Raw genomic sequence first — 20,691 nt, 5'->3', positions numbered from 1 at the left:
TGTATTGGCTGTAAAGTGGAAAAGTTGACTTCAGCTGTTATTTGTCCTCATGCATGGTGACGATGATATCCTGTGCGTAGTTACCGAAACTTTTACCGAATAAGGTGATGCCACCGCAATTGGGAGAGCTCTCCAAGGATGCGATGCGGAACTGAATATCCTTGCCGAAGGCGACGGATAGATCTTGAATCGCGGTATCGGAGATTTTGGTGCCGTCCAGATAGGAGCCGGTTGGACTGACGGTGATGACCTTAAGCAGACCGTGCTGCGTGTTGTTGCTGCTCCACCAATCGGGCGACAGGACGCCTCGTTGGGAACCGAAATCTCCTGGGCTCGTCCAGTTGCCGAGGGGGATGTCGTTGATGTAGAACGAGATATCCGAGGGCCAGTTCTCGTTGAATCCCGGCGCTTCGGAACAAATTTCGAAGGAGATTTCCAAGGTGCGCAGCTTTTGATTGCTGTGAAGGAAATTGGGTATGCGGTACTCCACATAGCCGCTGGCAAACCACAGAATCCCCGCATGGACATGTCCTGGATCGGCGAAATATCGCGGATCATCCAGCACGCCGATGAGCTGGGTCGGGGAGGCAAGTCCGCAGGTTGGCTTAACTTCAAAGGACGTGTATTGGCCGATTGGGATGGCAACCGTATTTGTTGGAAGGTCGTTCTGCTTTTTTGGTTTGAATTGCAGGACAGCTTGATCTATCTTCAAGTGGCATATTTTCTGGGTACCGCGAACACCGGTTGTGTTCTCGGAGGTGACGATGCCGGCTTGCTCGAGCTTCTGAATATGTTTGGTTACAATGGCCGATGAAATATCAAGCTTCTGAGAGAGTTGTTTGATGTTGAGAGGCTCCTGTCCGAGCAGCTCGATCATTTTCACGCGCGTTTCGGAGGAGAAGCATTCGAGAAAGGCCATATGTTTAGTGGATACTTCAATTTGCATAAAAGAAACCTCAATCTTTAATATTTTAGTTTATTGTATAACTTGTAAGTTAATTTAACAATGTGAGATAGAACTATTTCGGAATGTCCCATTCTGGTCTCGGATTCCGGTTACAGAGAGCGCGCAACTGTGACGGGTTCACAATAGTGGCTGTTACGCACAAATTAGCAGGTGAGGTAAATAGGTTGGTAATGCGACAGGTAGATAGTTTTTTGGGCAGATTGCTCTCTTCTGAGCTTCTTGACTCCCGAGCTTCGCTTAGTCGGTCTATATTGCACTTTGTGCAATATGAGCAGGTATTTCACTGGAAAAGCAAGCTTTGATTGTACAAAGTACAATGAAAATAGCCGGAAATGCGCCGAAAGCTAGCATTTGAGGGTAAATGGTTGCACAAAGTGCAGCATAGCCGGCCGTGGCAGGTAATACAGCCCGATATGGTTGCACAAAGTGCAACATAGCCTACCGGGGCTGGTAATACAGCCCAAAATGATTGCACAAAGTGCAACATAGCCGGCCGTGGCAGGTAATACAGCCCAAAATGATTGCACAATGTGCAATATAGTTAGCTGTGGCAGGTAATACAGCCCGAAAGGTTGCGCAAAGTGCAACATAGTCTACCGGGGCTGGTAATACAGCCCGAAATGGTTGCACAAAGTGCAACATAGCCTACGTGGCAGGTAATACAGCCCGAAATGGTTGCACAAAGTGCAACATAGCCTACGTGGCAGGTAATACAGTCCGAAATGATTGCATAAAGTGCAACATAGCCTACGTGGCAGGTAATACAGCCCGAAAGGTTGCACAAAGTGCAATATAGCCTACCGGGGCTGGTAATACAGCCCGAAATAGTTGCACAAAGTGCAACATAGCCTACCGGGGCTGGTAATACAGCCCGAAATGGTTGCACAAAGTGCAACATAGCCTACGTGGCAGGTAATACAGCCCGAAATGGTTGCACAAAGTGCAACATAGCCTACGTGGCAGGTAATACAGCCCGAAAGGTTGCACAAAGTGCAGCATAGCCTACGTGGCAGGCAGTGCAAATATAGATAGCTGTGGCACCCATTTCCAGCTGTGTTAGTCGATGCAAAGTGAGGAAACTATGAGCAGAGAGCACTCGCTTGAGGTCGAAGTTTCCCCTTAACTCCTGGGCTTCGCTTTAGCCGCTCTATATTGCACTTTGTGCAATATAGAGCGTGCAATTCGCAGAAAGAGCTCCTTTCATTGTACAAAGTACAATGAAAATAGCCAGAAATGCGCCGAAAGCTAGCATTTGAGGGTAAATGGTTGCACAAAGTGCAACATAGCCGTCTGTGGCAGATAATACAGCCCGAAATGGTTGCACAAAGTGCAACATAGCCTACCGGGGTAGGCAATACAGTCCGAAAGGTTGCACAAAGTGCAGCATAGCCTACGTGGCAGCCAATACAGCCCGAAATGATTGCATAAAGTGCAACATAGCCTGTCAGAGCAGGCAGTACAAATATAGCTAGTTGTGGCACCCATTTCGGGCTGTGTTAGTCGATGCAAAGTGAGGAAACTATGAGCAGAGAGCACTCGCTTGAGATCGAAGCTTCCCCTTAACTCCTGGGCTTCGCTTTAGCCGCTCTATATTGCACTTTGTGCAATATAGAGCGTGAAATTCGCAGAAAGAGCTCCTTTCATTGTACAAAGTACAATGAAAATAGCCAGAAATGCGCCGAAAGCTAGCATTTGAGGGTAAATGGTTGCACAAAGTGCAACATAGCCGGCCGTGGCAGATAATGCAGCCCGAAATGGTTGCACAAAGTGCAACATAGTTGGCCGTGGCAACCATTTCAAGCTGTGTTAGTTGCAGTAGCAGTAGCAGTAGCAGTAGCAGTAGCAGTAGCAGTAGCAGTAGCAGTAGCAGTAGCAGTAGCAGTAGCAGTAGCAGCAGCAGCGGCAGCGGCAGCGGCAGTAGCAGTAGCAGTGGCAGTAGCAGTAGCAGTAGCAGTAGCAGTAGCAGCGGCAGCGGCAGTGGCAGCGGCAGCGGCAGCGGCAGCGGCAGTAGCAGTAGCAGTAGCAGCTGCAGTAGCAGTAGCAGTAGCAGTAGCAGTAGCAGTAGCAGTAGCAGTAGCAGCAGCAGCAGCGGCAGCGGCAGCGGCAGCGGCAGCGGCAGTAGCAGTAGCAGTAGCAGTAGCAGCAGCGGCAGCGGCAGTAGCAGTAGCAGTTACAGTGGCAATAGCAGTAGCAGCAGTGGCAGTGGCAGTGGCAGTGGCAGTAGCAGTGGCAGTGGCAGCAGTTGCAGCCACAATTGCCGCTGAAGTCGCAGTAGCCTAGAGCAAATGATGCCAAGCATCCGCCATCAGCTCATAGCGCCGAATGACATTTCCTCGCCCAATTGGGCGGAGAATGCCCTTGGCGGCTAAGCTGTGGAGCTGTTTGCGCGCGGTGCGGAAGTTGAGCTGCTTTGTGTGAGTGAGATCTTTAGGCCTGATAGGTTTGCCTAGTCGAATAGCTAGCTTAATCACCTCTTTCTCATCCGGAGAAAGGGAAGGGGGCGAAGGATTGCGGAGCAGAGGGGGACCTACCACCAACTGGAGCAGCATTCGACAAACTTCCGGGCGGTGCTGGACATCATCGAAGGAAAAATGTATCATTTTCCACCCCATCCCGGTCAGAGAAGTATCCCGATTAAGCGCGTAGCTAAATCTCTCACGATCCATGTCTTTAATGTGACTCTGAAAACCGTCGCACTCAATCCCAAAGCGGCCATACGGTGGGAGAAAAGCGAAGTCAAGGAACTGCGACTTGCGATTCCAATCGTAAATTTCGAATTCCGGATGCAGGTTGTCAAAATTTCCGAATAGAGGCCACCATACGTTTTGGAGCAGCAGCCTCTCCGCGTAATTGTGTCCTCTAAGTAATCGTCCTTTTCGCTCACCGATCCGAAGTGTGAGATGGTCGTCCAAGAATTTCTGATGCGCTTGTTCAAATTCCAACAACATGAGTAACAGCCTCCTTAACTCTTAATAAATAAAAAAACGCCCCAGAGCCAAGCGGCTCAAGGACGTTCTTCGTCACTTCACAATATACCATCTTCAGCTAAGATGAGGTACCCAAATTTCCATATTCCCATATTCCCATATTCCTATATTCCTATATTCCCATATTCCCATATTCCATATTCCCATATTCCCGTATCCCCATATCCCTGCTCATACTCCACAAGAATCACGCTCAATCAACTCGCCATAAATGGAAATTTTGGACGGGGCGCCGCCTTTTTCGATCCTTCGAAGTAGCAAATCAACGGCCTCAAAAGCAAGCTGTTCCCGCTGCACATGAACGGTGGTCAGACGAGGCTTGACCATCTGCGCGGCTTCAATGTCGCCAAAGCCGACGACGGACATAGCGTCCGGCACGTGATATCCTTTGGCGGTCAAATGCTGAATCAGCGAAATGGCAAGCCGGTCGTTGGCGCAAAACCAAGCGGTTGGCCTAGTGGAGAGGCCGCTCATTGCTTCCAGGAATAAAGCTAATTCATCATCAGGCGCTTCGGCCTCGTTGGTACCAATGAGACAGAAGCTTTTATCGATCACAAGCCCTGCATCGGACATGGCATTGGTGAATCCGAACCAGCGCTCTCGGAAGCTTTTGGACATACTGCCCGCCCCTATGAAACCAATTTGCCGGTGACCCTTACGGATTAGATGGCTAACGATGTTGCAGGCTCCTTCCGCGTTCGCTGTCACAACGGAATCCAGCTGCAGGCCATCATAGCAATGATCCACTGAGACAAGTAGTGTCTCCAGATCCTTGAGCTTGCGAACGTACGCAGGGTTGAAGACGCCAATGATAAGGATGCCACTAAACGTGATCTCATGATAGAGATCGGGTAAGATCAGCAGCCGCTCCATATCTTTCGTTACCCCGCTAATGATGGCGGTATAGCCGTTCTCTTTGGCTCTCTTTTCAATGGACCAGAACACTTCGTAGTAGAAATTTTTATCGTTCTGGATATACTCAGGGAATAAAACGAGAAGGTGATTCTGCTTCTTCCTTGTCTTGGATTCCGTCCGATACTTTAGCTGCTGTGCGGCTTCAAACACACGGGAGCGCAGTTCTTCGCTGACGCCGGCTTTGTGATTAAGGGCTAACGAGACAGCGTTTTTGGAAATACCGAGCAGATTGGCAATGTCTTGCATGGAGGTTTTGGAGTTCATTTGGCTAAATGCTCCTTTAAACGAAAAGTGAATTATTTATAAATTGTAAAGGCTTAGGGGTGCCATTGTAAAGTTTTACGCCTCTAATTTGTAACTTTACAAAATAAAATTGTCAATTCGTATTGTCAATGAACTTTTCGAGCATTTCCAACTTTTCAGAAGTAAGGGGCCCAGAATTGTCGAGATAGAGAATGGAGGCGGGCCCAACCGACCATCGAATGTCACCACGGCGTAGCGAAGGGCTGAATTCCTCCCAGTTGTCCAATTTCCATGCATCTAGTGCGGAGCCTCTAGTGCTAATGCGCGAGTGGTAGGCCTCCTCGGATGGAAGGTAGACGTAAACCGCCTTAACCGTTACATTCTCCGTGCTCGCGTTGATAGCAGCTAGTTCTTGGTCCAGCCACAACGGATCGTTGATTTCTCGTGTAAAAGGCCCGATAACGATGGCGTCCATGTCTAAAGTCAGATTCTCCAACGCGGCATCCATCGTGATGCGGTATCCTAAATCACGGCAATGTTGCTTGTAAAAAGGGGAATCCCGATCCTCGGGATCTTTCCCGGCTAGCGTCATCATTGCTACGGCTGCGGGTCGCAGCAAAGTGTCCATGTCAAGAAAGGCGCCGCCATGCTTACTGGCATATGTTTTGGCTAGCGTTGTTTTGCCTGCTCCAGCAGGACCTACGAAAAAAATGAGTTTGCGCATGTTAACCTCCAGTAAGAAACCCGTGACTGGGAAATAGTTACGAATATTGTAACATAAGAGGGATATTTCTTTACTTTTTCATCTAAAGTTCAGGTATTATTAATCTTTTATTAAGGTTTACGTCATATTTGCTTCATAATTGCGTAGTAAGCTGATAGAAAGAGAGAGGGTTAAAACCATACTGGAAGGATAGATAGAGATGTCCGGAACCCAACAAAACACGTTACAAACGGGTAACAATACCATATCACCATTCCAAATGAATGCTAAGGCATCAACCGAGTATTGGCCAACCGCAGGTTGGAGAACGAGCACGCCAGAGGCGCAAGGGATGTTCTCAGGCACGTTAGCTAAAACGTTTGACATGTTCGGCAACCAACAGGTACATAGCATCGCGGTAGTGCGCAATGGTCATTTGGTTGCTGAAGCTTACAATCAAAGTACGAAAGCAGACGCGCCACAAGATATCAAATCTGTTACCAAAAGCATCACATCTGCGCTGGTTGGCATTGCCTTATCAGAGCGGAGGTTGATCAATGCAGATCAGAGGGTGGCTGATTTTTTTCCTGAGCTTGCGAATGATCCATTAAAGTCCAAAATGACAATCAAACATTTGCTGAGCATGACATCAGGCATGGCTTGGGATAATACGAATGAAAACTCCTCTACGGAGATGATGTATTCATCAGATTGGGTACAGTACATTTTGGACCGCCCAGGACACACAGAGCCAGGTACCCTGTTTAATTACAGTAATGGTGATGCGCATCTGTTGTCGGCTTTATTGCACAAAGCAACTGGTGAGTCCATGTTCGATTACGCCAAGTCCCGTTTGTTTGGGCCACTCGGCATAACGGACGTGAACTGGGATGATGATACGCAGGGCCGCACGATCGGCGCTTGGGCAATGGCTATGACATTGCGGGATATGGCCAAGATTGGCTACCTATATATGAAGCAAGGCCAATGGGAAGATCAAACGATTATCCCCACAACATGGATTCGCGATTCGGTGCAAGCTCGGATTACCCTTAACTACAGCAACGGCACACAAGGGGGCTACGGTCTGTATTGGTGGTCGAAGACGCTGCCCAAGGGAGTCGTAAGGGGGAGCAAGAAGCAATTCGATGTTTTCTATGCCTCGGGATCAGCTGGAAGACGCATTTTTGTTGTTCCAGAGCTTGAACTGATTGTGGCTATGACAGCAAATTCGCCTGATGTGGATATGCCTGAATATCTGCTGCTTCATGTGCTGCAAGCCATTCGTTCAGATAAACCGCTCACGGAGAATCCGGAGAATTTAGCGAAGCTGGAGCAAGCCGTGAAAGCTTTTAAAGAGCTAACCGAATAGACATTGAACAAGAAAGAGGCTGCCGCGGCGGCTTCTTTTTCTTTGAACCTTGCCCATGGAGACATATGCTGAGCAGCGCATAGTAGAGAACGCACTTGATTCTCTTGATCAACTTTGGCTTAAATTACGGTCTGCGCAAGGCATGCAAGGGGAGAGATTGGAGCAGCAGCTTACTTCCTCTTATTGTTTAAGCAGGGTGAAGGCACGCTTACGATTGATCTTCAGAGCTACTGCATCCTTTGCCGCTTCTGATGGTTTTTTTTGCAGGATTATGAGATAGTTGGAGGAAAGCGAATGGATGTATGAGGTGAAGAGCGGATGGACGAGTTTACGAAGAAGCGAATCGATAGCATTTTAGAAAAATATGTAGATATTAAAGTTCCCAAACCATATAGAGATGAATTAAAGCTATCTTATAAATTTCGAGGAAATAGTGTTACACTCTTCGAAGAAAGGGCGCCATTCAGAGGGACGGAATGGACCCAGAGAGATCTAGTACAGTTTCGATTAGATGCGGGTGAATGGTCAGTCTACTGGAAAGACAGCAAGAGTAGGTGGCACTATGTAGACCATGTAGAGCCTGATCCTCAGTTCGAGAAGCAGTTAAAGATTGTAGATCAAGACCATACAGGTGTTTTTTGGGGTTAATTGCCGGTGGACATATAGAATGAAAGGGAGTTATTTAGTGGCATTAAGAAGTTTTACGGATTATCAATTGAGCGAGGATATCGTCCGGGCCTTGCAGAGCTTAGGTTATGAGCAGCCGACTGACGTCCAGCACGAAGTGATTCCGATTGCGCTTCAGGAGAAGGATCTCACGGTGAAATCGCGCACGGGAAGCGGGAAGACGGCGGCTTTCGGAATCCCGATTTGTGAGCTGGTCGAATGGGAAGAGAATCGGCCGCAGGCGCTAATTCTGACACCAACGCGAGAGCTCGCGGATCAAGTGAAGCAGGATATCACGAACATTGGGCGGTTCAAGCGGATTAAAGCGGTGGCGTTATATGGTAAGCAGCCTTTTGCCAAGCAGAAGCTGGAGCTTCACCAGAAGTGTCATGTTGTTGTCGGTACACCGGGACGTGTACTGGATCATATTCAGAAGGGCACGCTGGATTTGGAGAAGGTCAAGATGCTCGTCATCGATGAAGCGGATGAGATGCTGAGGATGGGCTTCATTGAGCAGGTGGGAGCAATCATTGATGAGGTTCGCGAGGACCGTATGACGATGCTGTTCTCGGCAACACTCCCGCAGGACGTGGAACAATTATGTCATCAATATATGCAGAACCCGATAGATATTGAAATTCAAACACCGGAAGCGGCGAAGGTCCAGATTGAACACGCGCTGATTACTGTGAAAGAAACCGAGAAGTTTAATGTGCTTAAGGATGTCTTCGTGACAGAGAATCCTGACAATTGCATCATTTTCTGCAGAACGCAAGAACATGTAGATGATGTCTTCCGGGAGTTGGAGCTTCTTGAATATCCGTGCGACAAAATCCATGGGGGCATGGTGCAGGACGATCGATTCCTGGTGATGAACGCATTCAAAAGAGGCGAGTTCCGTTTCCTAGTGGCCACAGATGTCGCGGCACGAGGGATTGATGTGGAGGATATTACTCACGTCATTAACTATGACCTGCCGCTAGAGAAGGAAAGTTATGTCCACCGGATCGGAAGAACGGGCCGAGCAGGGAAGACAGGCAAAGCCATCACATTCGTTACTCCGAATGAGATGAGACATGTAGCCGAGATCGAAGAATATCTTGGATTCGAGATCCCGCGCAAAGCCGCTCCCACAGAGGAAGAAGTCGCTCAGGGCTTACCAGCCTTTGAGCAAAAGATGCAAGCGACGCCGGTTATCAAGAGAGACAGAAGCGACCAGTTGAACAAGGGCATCATGAAGCTCTATTTTAACGGCGGGAAAAAGAAAAAGATTAGAGCAGTAGACTTCGTTGGGACATTAGCCAAAATTGAAGGTGTAACAGCTGAAGATATCGGCATTATTACGATTCAGGACAATGTTTCGTATGTGGATATACTGAATGGCAAAGGCCCGATGGTGCTCAAAATTATGAAGAACACCACGATCAAGGGGAAGCTCCTGAAAGTGCATGAAGCAAATAAGTAAGGCGAGAATATCCGATGGGCCTTATGGCTTAGCGGATTTTTTTCGTCCATAAAAGGGATTCTAGAAGTCATTGAAGGTTAAAATTTTACTCAAACGAGTAAATTATTTGACTTACCCGTGCCGCCCCTCTCAGGGTAGACTATAGAAAACACAACACATGGGGTGAATAATCATATGGCCAACAATACACATACACATTCGAGCACCCTTTCAAATGCGAAAGTGAAAGTGAAACGCAGAAGTTCGATGGCGCAAATACGCGAGGACCTGATCGGATACGCCTTCGTTGCTCCAATGGTACTCGGACTATTTGTCTTTACTTTATTTCCAATTATTGCGTCCTTCTTCCTCAGCTTCACGGATTGGAACTTTGTTGCCGGTTTTTCGAAAGTGAAATTTCTCGGCTTAGATAACTTTATCAAGCTTGTGCACGATTCCGTCTTCTTATTATCCCTGAAGAACAACATGATTCTAATGATCGTCGTTCCATTAACTCTCGTATTTTCGCTTCTTCTAGCGGTCGTCATCGATAAAAAAATCTATTTAAAAGATTTCTTCAAAGTTATTTACTTTATTCCTTACATTTCTAGCGTTGTTGCCGTAGCGATCGTGTTCCAGGTGTTATTTCACCCAACGTACGGTCCAATTAACCAAGTTTTGATGGATCTAGGCTTTGCGAATCCGCCGAAATGGCTAGCTGACCCTGATGTTGCCTTGTATTGCGTCATGGGACTTATGGTTTGGATCAGTATCGGGTATAACATGATTATTTTCATGGCGGGCTTGCAGTCTATTCCCAAAGATCTCTATGAGGCAGCGGATATTGACGGGGCGTCCAAGTTCAGACAGCTTATGAGCATCACGGTACCTCTTTTATCGCCTACAACCTTCTTCCTGCTAGTAACGGGGATTATCGGAACTTTTAAAGCGTTTGACGTTATCATGGTCCTTACTGGCGGTGGACCAGCGAACTCCACGACCGTGGTCGTTTATCGTCTATACGAAACAGCCTTTGTTAACCTGCAATCCGGTTATGCCTCTGCTATGGCAATTGTACTTCTGTTGCTTGTGCTTCTGATAACACTTGTACAATGGCTTGGACAACGTAGATGGGTGAACTACTAAGAGAAGGAGGAATACCACAATGGACAAGAATCAAAAGTTGAAAAAAACTGTCCTTACATTAGTCATGCTTGTCGTTGGCATACTATTTATGTCACCGTTCCTATGGATGATCTCCGCTTCTATGAAGCCGGAAGCCGACGTGTTCGCTTATCCGATTCAGTGGATCCCGCAGCATTGGAATGTGATTGAAAATTATAAAGCAGTTTGGGAAACAAAATTCTCGCTATATTATTGGAATTCCATTAAGGTATCGGTATTAACGACGGCGTTATCCGTCTTGCTTTCTTCTATGGCCGCATACGCCTTCTCGAAGATCAAATTTCGCGGTCGAGGCGCACTCTTCGTACTAATTCTTGCTATCTATATGATTCCCAGCCAAGCCATTCTCGTTCCGCAGTTCCTGCTTTTCCGCTGGATCGGGTTGTTCGATAGTCACTTTGGATTAATTCTACTAGGTTCTTTCAGTGTTCTCGGAACATTCATGCTTCGTCAGTTTTATCTAGGTATTCACGATGAGTACATGGAATCAGCTCGGATTGACGGTGCTGGTCATATAAGAATTTTCTGGTCCATTTGTACGCCGCTTGTGCGTCCGGCCATTGCTACGTATGCGATTCTTCGTTTCATCTGGACATGGAACGATTACCAGAACCCGTTGATTTTCCTTAGAACCAAAGATTTATTCACGCTTCCGTTAGGCATCCGGTCTTTCGCCGACTTGAACGGTGAGTTCTACTCTCTGATCATGGCTGCGTCTGTATCGGCCATCGTTCCGCTCCTGATCATTTTCATTATTGGGCAAAAGCAGGTTATCGAAGGCATTTCGATGGGCGGCGTGAAGGGTTAATTCAAAATGTCAAAATAAGAGTGCATGAGGTTAAAATAGTGCCTCGTGCGCTACTCGCAAGTTTGTTACGATCGGTCATGTAAAGGTTTTCACACAAATCAAAGCTCACTTGGAGGGGTTCCTATGAAGAAGAGTTTACTAGTATTAAGCGGTGTACTAGCTATCAGTGCTGCACTTGCAGGCTGCGGCAATAAAAGCGAAACACCTGCTGCAGATAGCGGTGCTGCGGGCGGTACGAAAGCTCCTGTTACCATTAAAGTTCAAGGTTGGTACACAGAAGCACAAGGGAACTGGAATGCAACCGTTGATGCTTACAACAAGACGCACCCGAACGTAAAAGTTGTCTATGAAAGCATGTCCGAGAAAGGCGATTCCCAAGAAGGGATGAAAAAACTTGACCTTCTAGCTGCTTCAGGCGAGCAAATGGACGTTGTTATGTATTCCAGCGCATCCGATTTCGCTCAACGTGTAGGCGCAGGAATCTTGGAGCCCCTTGATGAGTACTTGAAAAAAGATAACATTGTCGTTAAAGACGAATATAAGCTTGATCCAATCGTAAATGGGAAATATTATGCACTGCCAGGTAAAATGATTGAATGGTTCGTGCTTTTGAACAAAGATAAATTGGATGAAGCTAAGCTTCCTGTTCCAACAGAGTGGACATGGGATCAATATGCCGAATACGCTAAGAAGTTGACTAAAGGTGAAGGGGCTTCGAAGTCTTACGGTTCCTACTTCCATAACTGGAAAGACTACGCGCTGCTTGGTCTGAACAATGACATGGAGAACCCGTACTTGGTGAAATCTGATGGCACGCAAAACATCGACAATCCGAAAGTTCGTTACTCGCTTGACCTGAGAAACAAAATGGAGAATGTAGATAAAACATCCGTACCTTACTTTGAAGTTGTATCGCAAAAAATGGCTTACCGTGATGTGTTCTACGGCGGTAAAACAGCTATGCTAGCAACAGGTAACTGGATGGTTGGCGAGCTTTCCCTGAACGCGAAATTCAAAACCGTTTTTGCTCCATATCCAAAATTTGACGCCAAGGATCCAAACGGTCTGACAGAAGTAGGCGCTGACTTCATGGGTGTAGCTGCGAACTCCAAAAATAAACAAGCGGCCTATGATTTCGTGAAATGGTACACAACGGAAGGTATTCAAACACAAGGTCTATTCTTCTCCGCATGGAAAAAAGCCGATGTTGAGAAAAACGTTGATGCGATTTTGAAAAGCGGCAAACCAGATCAAGTTGCCATGATCGATAAAGAATCCTTGCTTGCTACTTTGAAAGTCAATAAAGCAACGAAACTGGTTGTTCCTCCAACTTATGCGCTGCAACAAGAGAAAGAATACTTAACGCAAGTTGAGCTGTTCTTGACAGGTAAACAGGATCTGGAGAAAACAATCCAAACAGCTAAAACGAAAATTGAAGATATCCGTAAGAGCAACGCGAAGTAAGAAGTAACGAATCGCGCAAGATTATTGCTATAATGAAAAGAGGAGGCCTTAGGCTCCTCTTTTTCCCATTTTCCAAAGGTGCATCGAAAGGCAGGAGAGCGCAGTGCCGGGTTGGCTTCGCAGGTTATCATTACGCAATAAATTGGTGCTGACGATTCTGGTTTGTCTCGTTCTGCCATCGGTTGTTTCCATGAACGTCTCCTCCCTGTTTACAAGGGATGCGGTAAGATCGCAGGTGACAGACTCCTCACGCGAATCGATGCGGATCGTTAGTCAAATTGTTAATGCCCAGATCAAAAATATGATTTATGTGATGAATTTCATCCAATTTGATGAGGAATTGCAGCCGTCTATCCGGGAATTAGGCATCGCCAATGAGGGAACTGATAAAGGAGATGTGTTGCAATACAAACAGACGATAGCGAAAAGGATGTCAACGGTTATCGATTCCTTCGGTAATCTGAGTGTGACGGTTTTGCTGCCGAATAAGGAGTATGTAGCCTCCTATACGACCTTTGCTTTTAATCCGACTGATTTTATGAAAAAAAGCTGGTTTAGCGCGGTTGAACAAGTAGCCGGCTACAATGTATTGTGGATCGGGGCTGAGCCCAATTACAGCGAATCGACGAATCAGCCGTATCTGCTGTCGGCAGCCAAACCTCTCCGCAAGAACGATATCACCTATGGCTATGTGATCGTTGGGCTGGAGCTTCGCTTGCTGCAAGATCTTTTCAATCAATATAAGAATAATGAATCTATGGCCATCATAGATGAACAGGGGCGCATTCTGGTCGATAAAGATTCCACGACTATCGGTACGGTTTTTCCCTATTTTGATCAGCTTCCTAAGGAGGATGGGTCCTCTTTCGTGAAGGTGGCGGGGGAAGATTATATTCTGCTCAGCAGTCATGTGACGCCAGAATGGCAGCTTGTTAATATGAGCCCTTATAAAGCAGCAGCGCAGAAAATTGTGTCTTTCCGGAAAACGGATTTTCTCATCCAGCTCTTTTTCTTGGTCTTATTTGCCGTTACTCTACTGTATATGGTGCGCACACTCACAAAACCGATTGCGCGGCTTGTCCAAACGGTTGTCCGGATTGAATCCGGTCAACTCGGCGAACGCTCCAACATTAGCGGTGTGGATGAAGTAGGTCGGCTTGGGTACGTGTTTGACCGCATGATTGATCGTATTGAGCTGATGCTGGAGGAGAACCGCCGCGAGCAAGAGCTCAAACGGATGGCGGAGCTAGCGATGCTGCAGGCGCAAATTAATCCGCATTTTCTGTTTAATGTGCTAAATTCCATCCGTTTGAAAATCATGATGAAGGGGGATTCGGAGAACGCAGAATTGATCTCATCCCTATCATCGCTCTTGCGGATGACCATTAATCGAAATAACGAGTATATCCCGTTGCATGAGGAGATTGAGATCATCGAGCATTACGTTCGACTTCTAAACTCTAGGCACGGAGATCGCGTGAATCTTCGTATTTCGGCTGCTTCAGATACGCTTCTTATTGAGATACCTCGGTTTCTGCTGCAACCGCTCATCGAAAATGCCTATATTCACGGGCTAAAAAGCAAGCCTGGAGAAATTACAATTGCCTCCAGGATCTGCGAGGATGGGCGGCTTCAGCTCGAGGTAAGGGATTCTGGTGTCGGCATGACACCAGAGCGTTTGGAAGAGCTTCGCTCACATCTTGTGACGCTGCCTACGAAGCATCACCATGCTTTCCGAAGCCCATCCTTGTCTGGTATCGGCTTGCAAAATGTATTAGAGCGCCTTCGCATCATCTACGGCCATCGATTCGATTATGAAATCGGAAGCGGGCAGGATCAGGGAACGCAGATTGTACTGCGCTTTCCGCAGCAGGCAGGAAAGGAGGGCTAAGCATGTATACAGTCATGATTGTCGATGATGATGTACCTGTACTTGAATTTTTGAGCTCAGCGATCAAATGGGAAGAACTAGGGTTTCGTTTGGCAGGAGCCTTCGAGAATCCGCTCGATGCCCTGGAAGCTGGACGGCGTTCCAAAACCGATGTGCTGATCAGCGATATCGGCATGCCGGAAATGAACGGGCTAGATTTGATCCGATCGCTCCGTGAGGTGGACCCTCATATCAAGGCGGTTATTCTCTCTTGTCATGATGATTTCCACTTTGCGCAAAAAGCGATGAAGCTTTCTGTGAGCGAGTATATTCTGAAAGAGACGATGAATATAAGCAACATTTCTGAGGTGCTTGGCAGACTGAAGGAGCAGCTTGATGCCGAAGATCACGTGTTGTCCAAAAGCCGCAAGCTTGAGAGGGAGGCTGCGCTGCGCCGCGGTTCGTCCAAGCGCCATTTTATCCGGAGTACGGTCAATGAGCCATTGTTTGATTCGGAAGAGTGGAGCCAGCAAGCGGAAGGGTTCGGTCTTCGACTTGGTCAGCATGGCGTGCTGCCGGTTTTCGGGTATGCCAACCGGGTGAGGGAGGCGAATCAGCGCTTCCAATCCAAGGATTTATTCGATTACACCATCCAAAATATCATTGAAGAGCTGCTCGTCGATCAGAAGGAAATCACGTTGTTCACGTATGATACGGGTGAAATTATTCTGCTGTTCCCGCAATATGGCAGCATGCATGTCAACAACAGCCAGAAGGTTGAGCAGACGCTGCGACATCTGCAGAGCTGTTTGCAGCAATATGCGAAGGTCGCGTTCTCTTTCGTTACGGGAAGTACAGCCAAGGATGTGCGCTCCCTGAAGGAGCAGTTGAAGCGGATGATAGAAGGGCGGAGCTTACGGTTCTACTTGCCGGAAAGCTCAGTCATGAAGCTGGAGCATGTTCGGGAGGGCTTCGGAGACGGCGGGCTGCTGCTTGCAGAGTATGCCCAGACGCTGGATGAGTTTCGAAGCGTAGTGTTCGATGAACGGTCCGATATGATCGATATGTACGTCTCGAAGTGGATTGACTTCATCCAGTATCATCGGTTTCGGCCTATGGAAGTGAAAGAATGGCTGCTGAAGATGATTCTCGATGTGCGCATGCGGCTCAAATCGCTGCAGCATTATCAGTCGACATTTTCCTCAGAGCTTTTGCACCATGATGTGCATGAATTGTCGTCTGTGAGAGAGCTGGAATTGTGGCTGAAGGATTATCTGCAGCAGGCGATTCAGTGGGCCGGACAGGTGTACCGCGAGTCGCACAACCGCGAGATTCTGGAGTGCCAGCGGTTCGTCTATAATCATTTGCATATGAAAATATCGCTCGAAGACGCAGCGGTGCATCTGCACCTTCATCCGAGTTATTTGAGCCGGCTGTTCAAGAAGGAAACCGGTGAGAATTTCGTGGAGTATGTGACGCGGATGAAGATGGAGAAGGCGAAGGAGCTCTTGGAAATCACGGATAAAACCGTGGAACAAATCGCCGACATGCTCGGCTACGAGAATAAGAATTATTTCGGGAAGCTGTTCAAGGCGCATACGGGGACCGTACCGAATGCTTTCCGTGGGCAGACCAAAGGAGCTCAGCCGACGTCGTGAAGAGTAGTGCGAGTAAGGGGCACGGAGTGTAACGCTACCACGACAGATATAAGACGCAGTACAGTAAACCTAGCGGCTCCCGCTAGGTTTTTTTGCGCATTTTCGAGCTAATTAGAGTCGTAAAACCAATTGTCAACTTACATGAATTTCCTTATCTTTACAAAAAAAATGCACTATCCCTTTTTGAACAATGGTAAAATTAGGGTGGAAACAAGGCTTGTCACATGGATGATAAGGGAGGAAATTCTAATGGGTAAGAAAGCGGGATGGAAAGCAAAAGCGATAAAAGCGGCGCTGGCCTTAACGGTAGCGCTACCTCTACAAGTGCTGGCTTCAAGCAGCTGGCAGGCGGTAATGGCGGAAGGGCCAAGTGATCCGGCTCCATTCATTGAAGCGAAAGTAGTCAATGAAAATGCAGGGAAGAAGGTGCTGTTCGACAACACGCATGAACAAACTGCTGGTGCAGCGGATTGGGTGATCGACGGTGCTTTTTCTGATTTTGGGAACGCGTTGGCGAATAATGGCTACTACGTCAAAGAACTGCGCAAAACAACACCTATTACACTCAGTGATTTGAGCGGTTATGACGTTTTTGTCGTAGCTGAGTCTAATGTTCCATATAAGACGAGCGAGCAAGCAGCTCTGGCGCAGTATGTGCAGGGCGGCGGAAGTATCTTCTTCATTGGAGATCACTACAATGCGGACCGCAATAAGAACCGTTGGGACGGTTCGGAAGTCTTCAACGGCTATCGTCGTGGCGCGTGGACGAATCCAGCCAGCGGTATGAGCGCCGAAGAAAGCTCCTCGGCAGCTATGCAGGATGTAGCCAGCTCGGACTGGTTAGCAACGCAATTCGGTTTGCGCTTCCGCTATAACGCTTTAGGCGATATTAATGCCAACCAAATCGTGTCGCCGCAGCAGTCGTTCGGTATTACCACAGGTGTTTCAAGTGTAGCCATGCATGCGGGATCAACACTGGCGATCATCGATCCGGCCAAGGCCAAAGGAATTGCGTACTTACCGCAAACGAATGAGGCTTGGGCAAATGCAGTCGATCAAGGTGTATATAACGGAGGCGGCGTGGCGGAAGGCCCGTTTGTCGCCATAGCCAAGTCAGGCGCAGGTAAAGCCGCATTCATCGGCGATTCCTCACCGGTGGAGGATGCGACGCCGAAGTATTTGCGTGAGGATACAGGCGCGAGAAAGACGACTTATGACGGTTTCAAAGAAGTGGACGACGGCGTCCTGCTTGTTAATATGGTGAATTGGCTTGCGAAAAAAGAAAGCTACACAAGCTTGTCACAAGTAAGCGGCTTGCAATTGGATCAGCCTACGGCGCTGCTGCCGTTCGAGACGCCGGCTAATTCTACAGAGCCGCAACCAGAGCCTTGGGCGGCACCAAATGCCGGCTACAAATGGTATGACCGCAGCACTTTCAAAGCGGGCTCCTATGGCGGACCTGCAGCAACAGCGAGCGCAGCTTACAGCTTCGTGCATCAAGCAACGCTGCCGAATGCGGTGGATTTCCCAGTGCGGGTTGTAGTGGATAACCTGCCTCCGTCCACGACGGTTACGGGCTTCAACGTAGGTATTTATTTGGTTAGCGGCGGCACGCAAATTGCGATGGTTCAGAATGCTGACGGCACATGGCCTACAGCATACGGATACAGTACACAGTTCAGCGTGACCTCAGATATCAATGGTCATGCAACGAAGGATCTGTTGGTTCGCGTTAAGCCTGGAACAACGGCTGCGGCGAATTTGCGCCTGCGTCAAGTTTCTACGAACCTGAAAACTGAGGGCGTTACCCTAGGCAACGTACCTGCTGAGTCTTTACCAGAAGAGCAAAACCCAATTCCAGCGAAGATCGATATCTCCGATGCTAGGAGTAAAGCAGCAGGCACGTTGGTGACTGTGGAAGGGGTCGTGACGACAGAACCGGGTGCTTTTGGCGGCCAGGCCTTCTACCTGCAGGATGAAACAGGCGGAATCTACGTGTTCCAAAGTCTGAGCGGTTTTCATCAAGGAGATAAAGTGAAAGTTACAGCATCTACGGCTGTATTCAATACAGAGCTGGAGTTAGCAGATCCAGTTGCCATCGAAAAAACAGGCGTTGCAGCACTTTGGGCGCCAATAGCTGCGACAGCAGTGACGAATGACAATCAAGGACAATTGATTGAGCTTAGCGATGTTACCGTGAGCAATATTATCAGCGCTGTGCCTGCAGGTTCTTTTGAGTTTGATGCAGTCAAAGGTTCAGTGAGCAATCACATCCGTGTTGATGTAAGAACGGGTTTGACACTGAGTTCATTCCCTTACCAAGCGGGAGAAACGGTGAACATCAAGGGTGTCGCTGCTATTTTTAAAGGCGTATTCCAATTGAAGCCAAGAGGCTTAAGCGACTTCACAGTTGCAGCCGATACAGCAGCGCCTGTTACGACAGCGAGCTTGTCTGGCTCAGCGAATGGTGAGGGCTGGTATAAGGAAGATGTGACGGTATCTTTGACGGCAGCGGATGATCGTGCTGGCGCAGTAACAACGATGATTAGCTTGAACAGCGGTAATGCGGTTTCTTATGAGGGGCCAGTTGTGGTTCAAACGGAGGGCACGAATACGGTTGCGTATTCCTCCACAGATGCAGCAGGGAATGCCGAAGCTGTGAAATATTTGCAAGTGAAGCTGGATAAAACCGCTCCGACGGCCGTGTTAACGCAATCCGGTCACGCGGTTGGGGATGTTACGTATGGAGATACATTAACATTTGTATTGGCTAGTACAGATGCACTTTCGGGTGTAGCTGAGCAGACGTTGACACTGGATGATGTCGTAATCAATAGCGGCCAATCCATTGCAGCAGGCAGTCTAACGCTAGGTGCACACACAGTAGGCTATCGTGTTGTCGATGCTGCGGGTAATGCTGCGCAAGCAACTGTACCGTTTACTGTGAGCGCAAACGTAGTTCTCAGCCAAGCGACGCTTTCGGCGAATGCGACATCGCTCAAGCCGGGTGAAACAACAACGACTCATGTAGCGGGTGTTTTAAGTAACGGGGCAGCTGCTGATCTTAGCGGTGCTGACATTGCTTATAGCACAAGTAATGGAGCTGTGGCGACCATTGATGCACAAGGAAAAGTCAATGCGTTGGCAGAAGGTACTGCACAGTTAACAGCAGCTGTTACATTAAATGGAACAACAGTGCATACAGGCGCTGTAACGATCACTGTTGTGAAGCCTTTGTCCTTAGGGGCGCCAGGCAAACCTGTGTTGTCGGACAATAGCGGTCATGCGACTGGCTTGAAGGACGGTAACTACACGGTGACAATGAACATGTGGTGGGGCAATAACGGCTCCGTGTTCAAGTTGTACGAAAATGGTGTGCTCATTCAGACGCAATCGCTGACTGATGCATCGCCGGCCGCTCAAACGGCCAAAGTGGAAGTGAGAGGCAAAGCCAATGGCACTTATACGTATACAAGTGAACTTATTAATTCTTTTGGAACAACAACAAGTGCTCCGTTGGTCGTGAAAATTACGGATGCGGCGCCTGGCAAGCCGGTGCTTTCCCAAGACAATTGGGATGGAGACGGCAACTACAAGGTATCGATGAACATGTGGTGGGGCACGAATGCGACGGAATACCGTTTGTACGAGAATGGCATATTGATCGAAACGAAGGCGTTAAACGCAGCTTCTCCAAGCGCTCAAAGCGCGGTGAGCACGATCGCTGGTCGCGTTGTCGGCGTGTACGAATATCGCTGTGAGTTGCTCAACGCGGGTGGCGTTACTTCCAGTGATAAGCTGACTGTGAAAGTGACGAAGTAAGGAGTAAGCAGGATCGAGCCTCTAACACCCCCAAGGGTGTTGGGGGCTGTTTTGTTCTCTTGCTGTACTACTCCCGCCTGCTGGACATTTACCTGCAGAAAGTGCAGCAAATTATTGGATTTGCAGGTTTGTGAAGAGTAATCATGTAAAAAGTACATCAAATTTGAGCGTTTTAGGTATAAAGTGGCTAGAACTGCGAAATTTACTGTACTTTGTACATGTTGTCTCGCAGAAACGCAAATAACCGCCGAATTACATGTACTTTTTGCATGATTTTAGCATCATCAGCTTGATAGAGCCTCTAAAGCCCCGAGGGTGTTGGGGACTCTTTATTGCTCTGCTGCTCTACTGTTCTCTTGCTCCTGCCTGCTGGACATTTTCCTGCAGAAAGTGCAGCAAAATAGTGGTATTTTCTGATTTTGAGAGGAAATCATGTATTATGTACATCAAATTTGCGCGTTTTAGATCAAGAGAGGGGTAGCGTCAAGAAGTTTGTGTAAGCTTGTAGAAGTATCCATCAAGACATAATCAAAATTATATTAATTGAATTTTCAGTCTTTTACCTTCGTGTGGGCGAAGCCCACGCG

14 protein-coding genes are annotated in these 20,691 nt (G+C 47.9%); 10 read left to right on the top strand and 4 right to left on the bottom strand.

Features of this window, described 5'->3' with window-relative positions:
• Positions 1–37: 37 nt before the first annotated feature.
• Positions 38–946, bottom strand: coding sequence for an ArsR/SmtB family transcription factor (locus AC58UW_RS23855; RefSeq protein ID WP_497423086.1), 909 nt, complete (start codon positions 944–946; stop codon positions 38–40).
• 1,779 nt (positions 947–2,725) lie between these two features.
• Here AC58UW_RS23855 and AC58UW_RS23850 point away from each other — a divergent pair.
• Positions 2,726–3,247, top strand: a complete 522-nt coding sequence (locus AC58UW_RS23850) for a hypothetical protein (protein ID WP_497423085.1) — start codon at positions 2,726–2,728, stop codon at positions 3,245–3,247.
• Here AC58UW_RS23850 and AC58UW_RS23845 read toward each other — a convergent pair.
• The 3 genes from AC58UW_RS23845 to AC58UW_RS23835 all read right to left on the bottom strand — a co-directional run bounded on the left by AC58UW_RS23845 (position 3,244) and on the right by AC58UW_RS23835 (position 5,836).
• The gene (locus tag AC58UW_RS23845) at positions 3,244–3,915 is read right to left on the bottom strand and encodes a putative endonuclease domain-containing protein (protein WP_497423084.1); all 672 of its coding nucleotides are present in this window, start codon (positions 3,913–3,915) and stop codon (positions 3,244–3,246) included. The genes AC58UW_RS23850 and AC58UW_RS23845 overlap by 4 nt on opposite strands.
• 210 nt (positions 3,916–4,125) lie before the next feature.
• On the bottom strand, positions 4,126–5,133 hold the full coding sequence (locus AC58UW_RS23840; RefSeq protein ID WP_497423083.1) for a LacI family DNA-binding transcriptional regulator: 1,008 nt from the start codon (positions 5,131–5,133) through the stop codon (positions 4,126–4,128).
• Positions 5,134–5,245: 112 nt separating this feature from the next.
• Positions 5,246–5,836, bottom strand: a complete 591-nt coding sequence (locus AC58UW_RS23835) for a P-loop nucleotide/nucleoside kinase family protein (RefSeq protein ID WP_497423082.1) — start codon at positions 5,834–5,836, stop codon at positions 5,246–5,248.
• 199 nt (positions 5,837–6,035) lie between these two features.
• Here AC58UW_RS23835 and AC58UW_RS23830 point away from each other — a divergent pair, with 199 nt between their 5' ends.
• From AC58UW_RS23830 to AC58UW_RS23790, 9 genes are all read left to right on the top strand, one after another.
• Positions 6,036–7,187: a serine hydrolase domain-containing protein gene (locus tag AC58UW_RS23830; RefSeq protein WP_497423081.1), complete on the top strand. Its 1,152-nt coding sequence runs from the start codon at positions 6,036–6,038 to the stop codon at positions 7,185–7,187.
• Between the two features lie 318 nt (positions 7,188–7,505).
• Entirely contained in the window at positions 7,506–7,835 is a 330-nt protein-coding gene (locus tag AC58UW_RS23825; RefSeq protein ID WP_497423080.1) for a DUF3024 domain-containing protein, read from the top strand.
• Positions 7,836–7,872: 37 nt separating this feature from the next.
• The gene (locus AC58UW_RS23820) at positions 7,873–9,318 is read left to right on the top strand and encodes a DEAD/DEAH box helicase (RefSeq protein WP_497423079.1); all 1,446 of its coding nucleotides are present in this window, start codon (positions 7,873–7,875) and stop codon (positions 9,316–9,318) included.
• A gap of 174 nt (positions 9,319–9,492) precedes the next feature.
• Positions 9,493–10,443: a carbohydrate ABC transporter permease gene (locus tag AC58UW_RS23815; RefSeq protein ID WP_497423078.1), complete on the top strand. Its 951-nt coding sequence runs from the start codon at positions 9,493–9,495 to the stop codon at positions 10,441–10,443.
• Between the two features lie 19 nt (positions 10,444–10,462).
• Positions 10,463–11,290: a carbohydrate ABC transporter permease gene (locus AC58UW_RS23810; RefSeq protein WP_497423077.1), complete on the top strand. Its 828-nt coding sequence runs from the start codon at positions 10,463–10,465 to the stop codon at positions 11,288–11,290.
• A 123-nt stretch (positions 11,291–11,413) separates the two neighbouring features.
• Complete coding sequence (locus tag AC58UW_RS23805; protein WP_497423076.1) at positions 11,414–12,754, top strand: ABC transporter substrate-binding protein; 1,341 nt, start codon at positions 11,414–11,416, stop codon at positions 12,752–12,754.
• Positions 12,755–12,857: 103 nt separating this feature from the next.
• Positions 12,858–14,645, top strand: a complete 1,788-nt coding sequence (locus AC58UW_RS23800) for a cache domain-containing sensor histidine kinase (RefSeq protein ID WP_497423075.1) — start codon at positions 12,858–12,860, stop codon at positions 14,643–14,645.
• 2 nt (positions 14,646–14,647) lie between these two features.
• Positions 14,648–16,282 carry a response regulator transcription factor gene (locus AC58UW_RS23795; RefSeq protein ID WP_497423074.1) on the top strand — a complete coding sequence of 545 codons (1,635 nt, stop codon included), beginning with the start codon at positions 14,648–14,650 and terminating at the stop codon, positions 16,280–16,282.
• Positions 16,283–16,531: 249 nt separating this feature from the next.
• On the top strand, positions 16,532–20,104 hold the full coding sequence (locus AC58UW_RS23790) for an OmpL47-type beta-barrel domain-containing protein (protein ID WP_497423073.1): 3,573 nt from the start codon (positions 16,532–16,534) through the stop codon (positions 20,102–20,104).
• Positions 20,105–20,691: the final 587 nt, after the last annotated feature.

The sequence above is a fragment of the Paenibacillus sp. J22R160 genome (assembly GCF_059692135.1).
The sequence above is the reverse complement of the archived record's forward strand: the minus strand, read 5'-3'. Positions and strand labels throughout refer to the sequence as shown.

Bases quoted from the DNA above. Each gene is read 5' to 3' on its own strand.
- AC58UW_RS23855 (WP_497423086.1), bottom strand. From the start codon at position 946: ATGCAAATTGAAGTATCCACTAAACATATGGCCTTTCTCGAATGCTTC.
- AC58UW_RS23845 (WP_497423084.1), bottom strand. From the start codon at position 3,915: ATGTTGTTGGAATTTGAACAAGCGCATCAGAAATTCTTGGACGACCAT.
- AC58UW_RS23840 (WP_497423083.1), bottom strand. From the start codon at position 5,133: ATGAACTCCAAAACCTCCATGCAAGACATTGCCAATCTGCTCGGTATT.
- AC58UW_RS23835 (WP_497423082.1), bottom strand. From the start codon at position 5,836: ATGCGCAAACTCATTTTTTTCGTAGGTCCTGCTGGAGCAGGCAAAACA.
- AC58UW_RS23830 (WP_497423081.1), top strand. From the start codon at position 6,036: ATGTCCGGAACCCAACAAAACACGTTACAAACGGGTAACAATACCATA.
- AC58UW_RS23825 (WP_497423080.1), top strand. From the start codon at position 7,506: ATGGACGAGTTTACGAAGAAGCGAATCGATAGCATTTTAGAAAAATAT.
- AC58UW_RS23815 (WP_497423078.1), top strand. From the start codon at position 9,493: ATGGCCAACAATACACATACACATTCGAGCACCCTTTCAAATGCGAAA.
- AC58UW_RS23810 (WP_497423077.1), top strand. From the start codon at position 10,463: ATGGACAAGAATCAAAAGTTGAAAAAAACTGTCCTTACATTAGTCATG.
- AC58UW_RS23805 (WP_497423076.1), top strand. From the start codon at position 11,414: ATGAAGAAGAGTTTACTAGTATTAAGCGGTGTACTAGCTATCAGTGCT.
- AC58UW_RS23795 (WP_497423074.1), top strand. From the start codon at position 14,648: ATGTATACAGTCATGATTGTCGATGATGATGTACCTGTACTTGAATTT.
- AC58UW_RS23790 (WP_497423073.1), top strand. From the start codon at position 16,532: ATGGGTAAGAAAGCGGGATGGAAAGCAAAAGCGATAAAAGCGGCGCTG.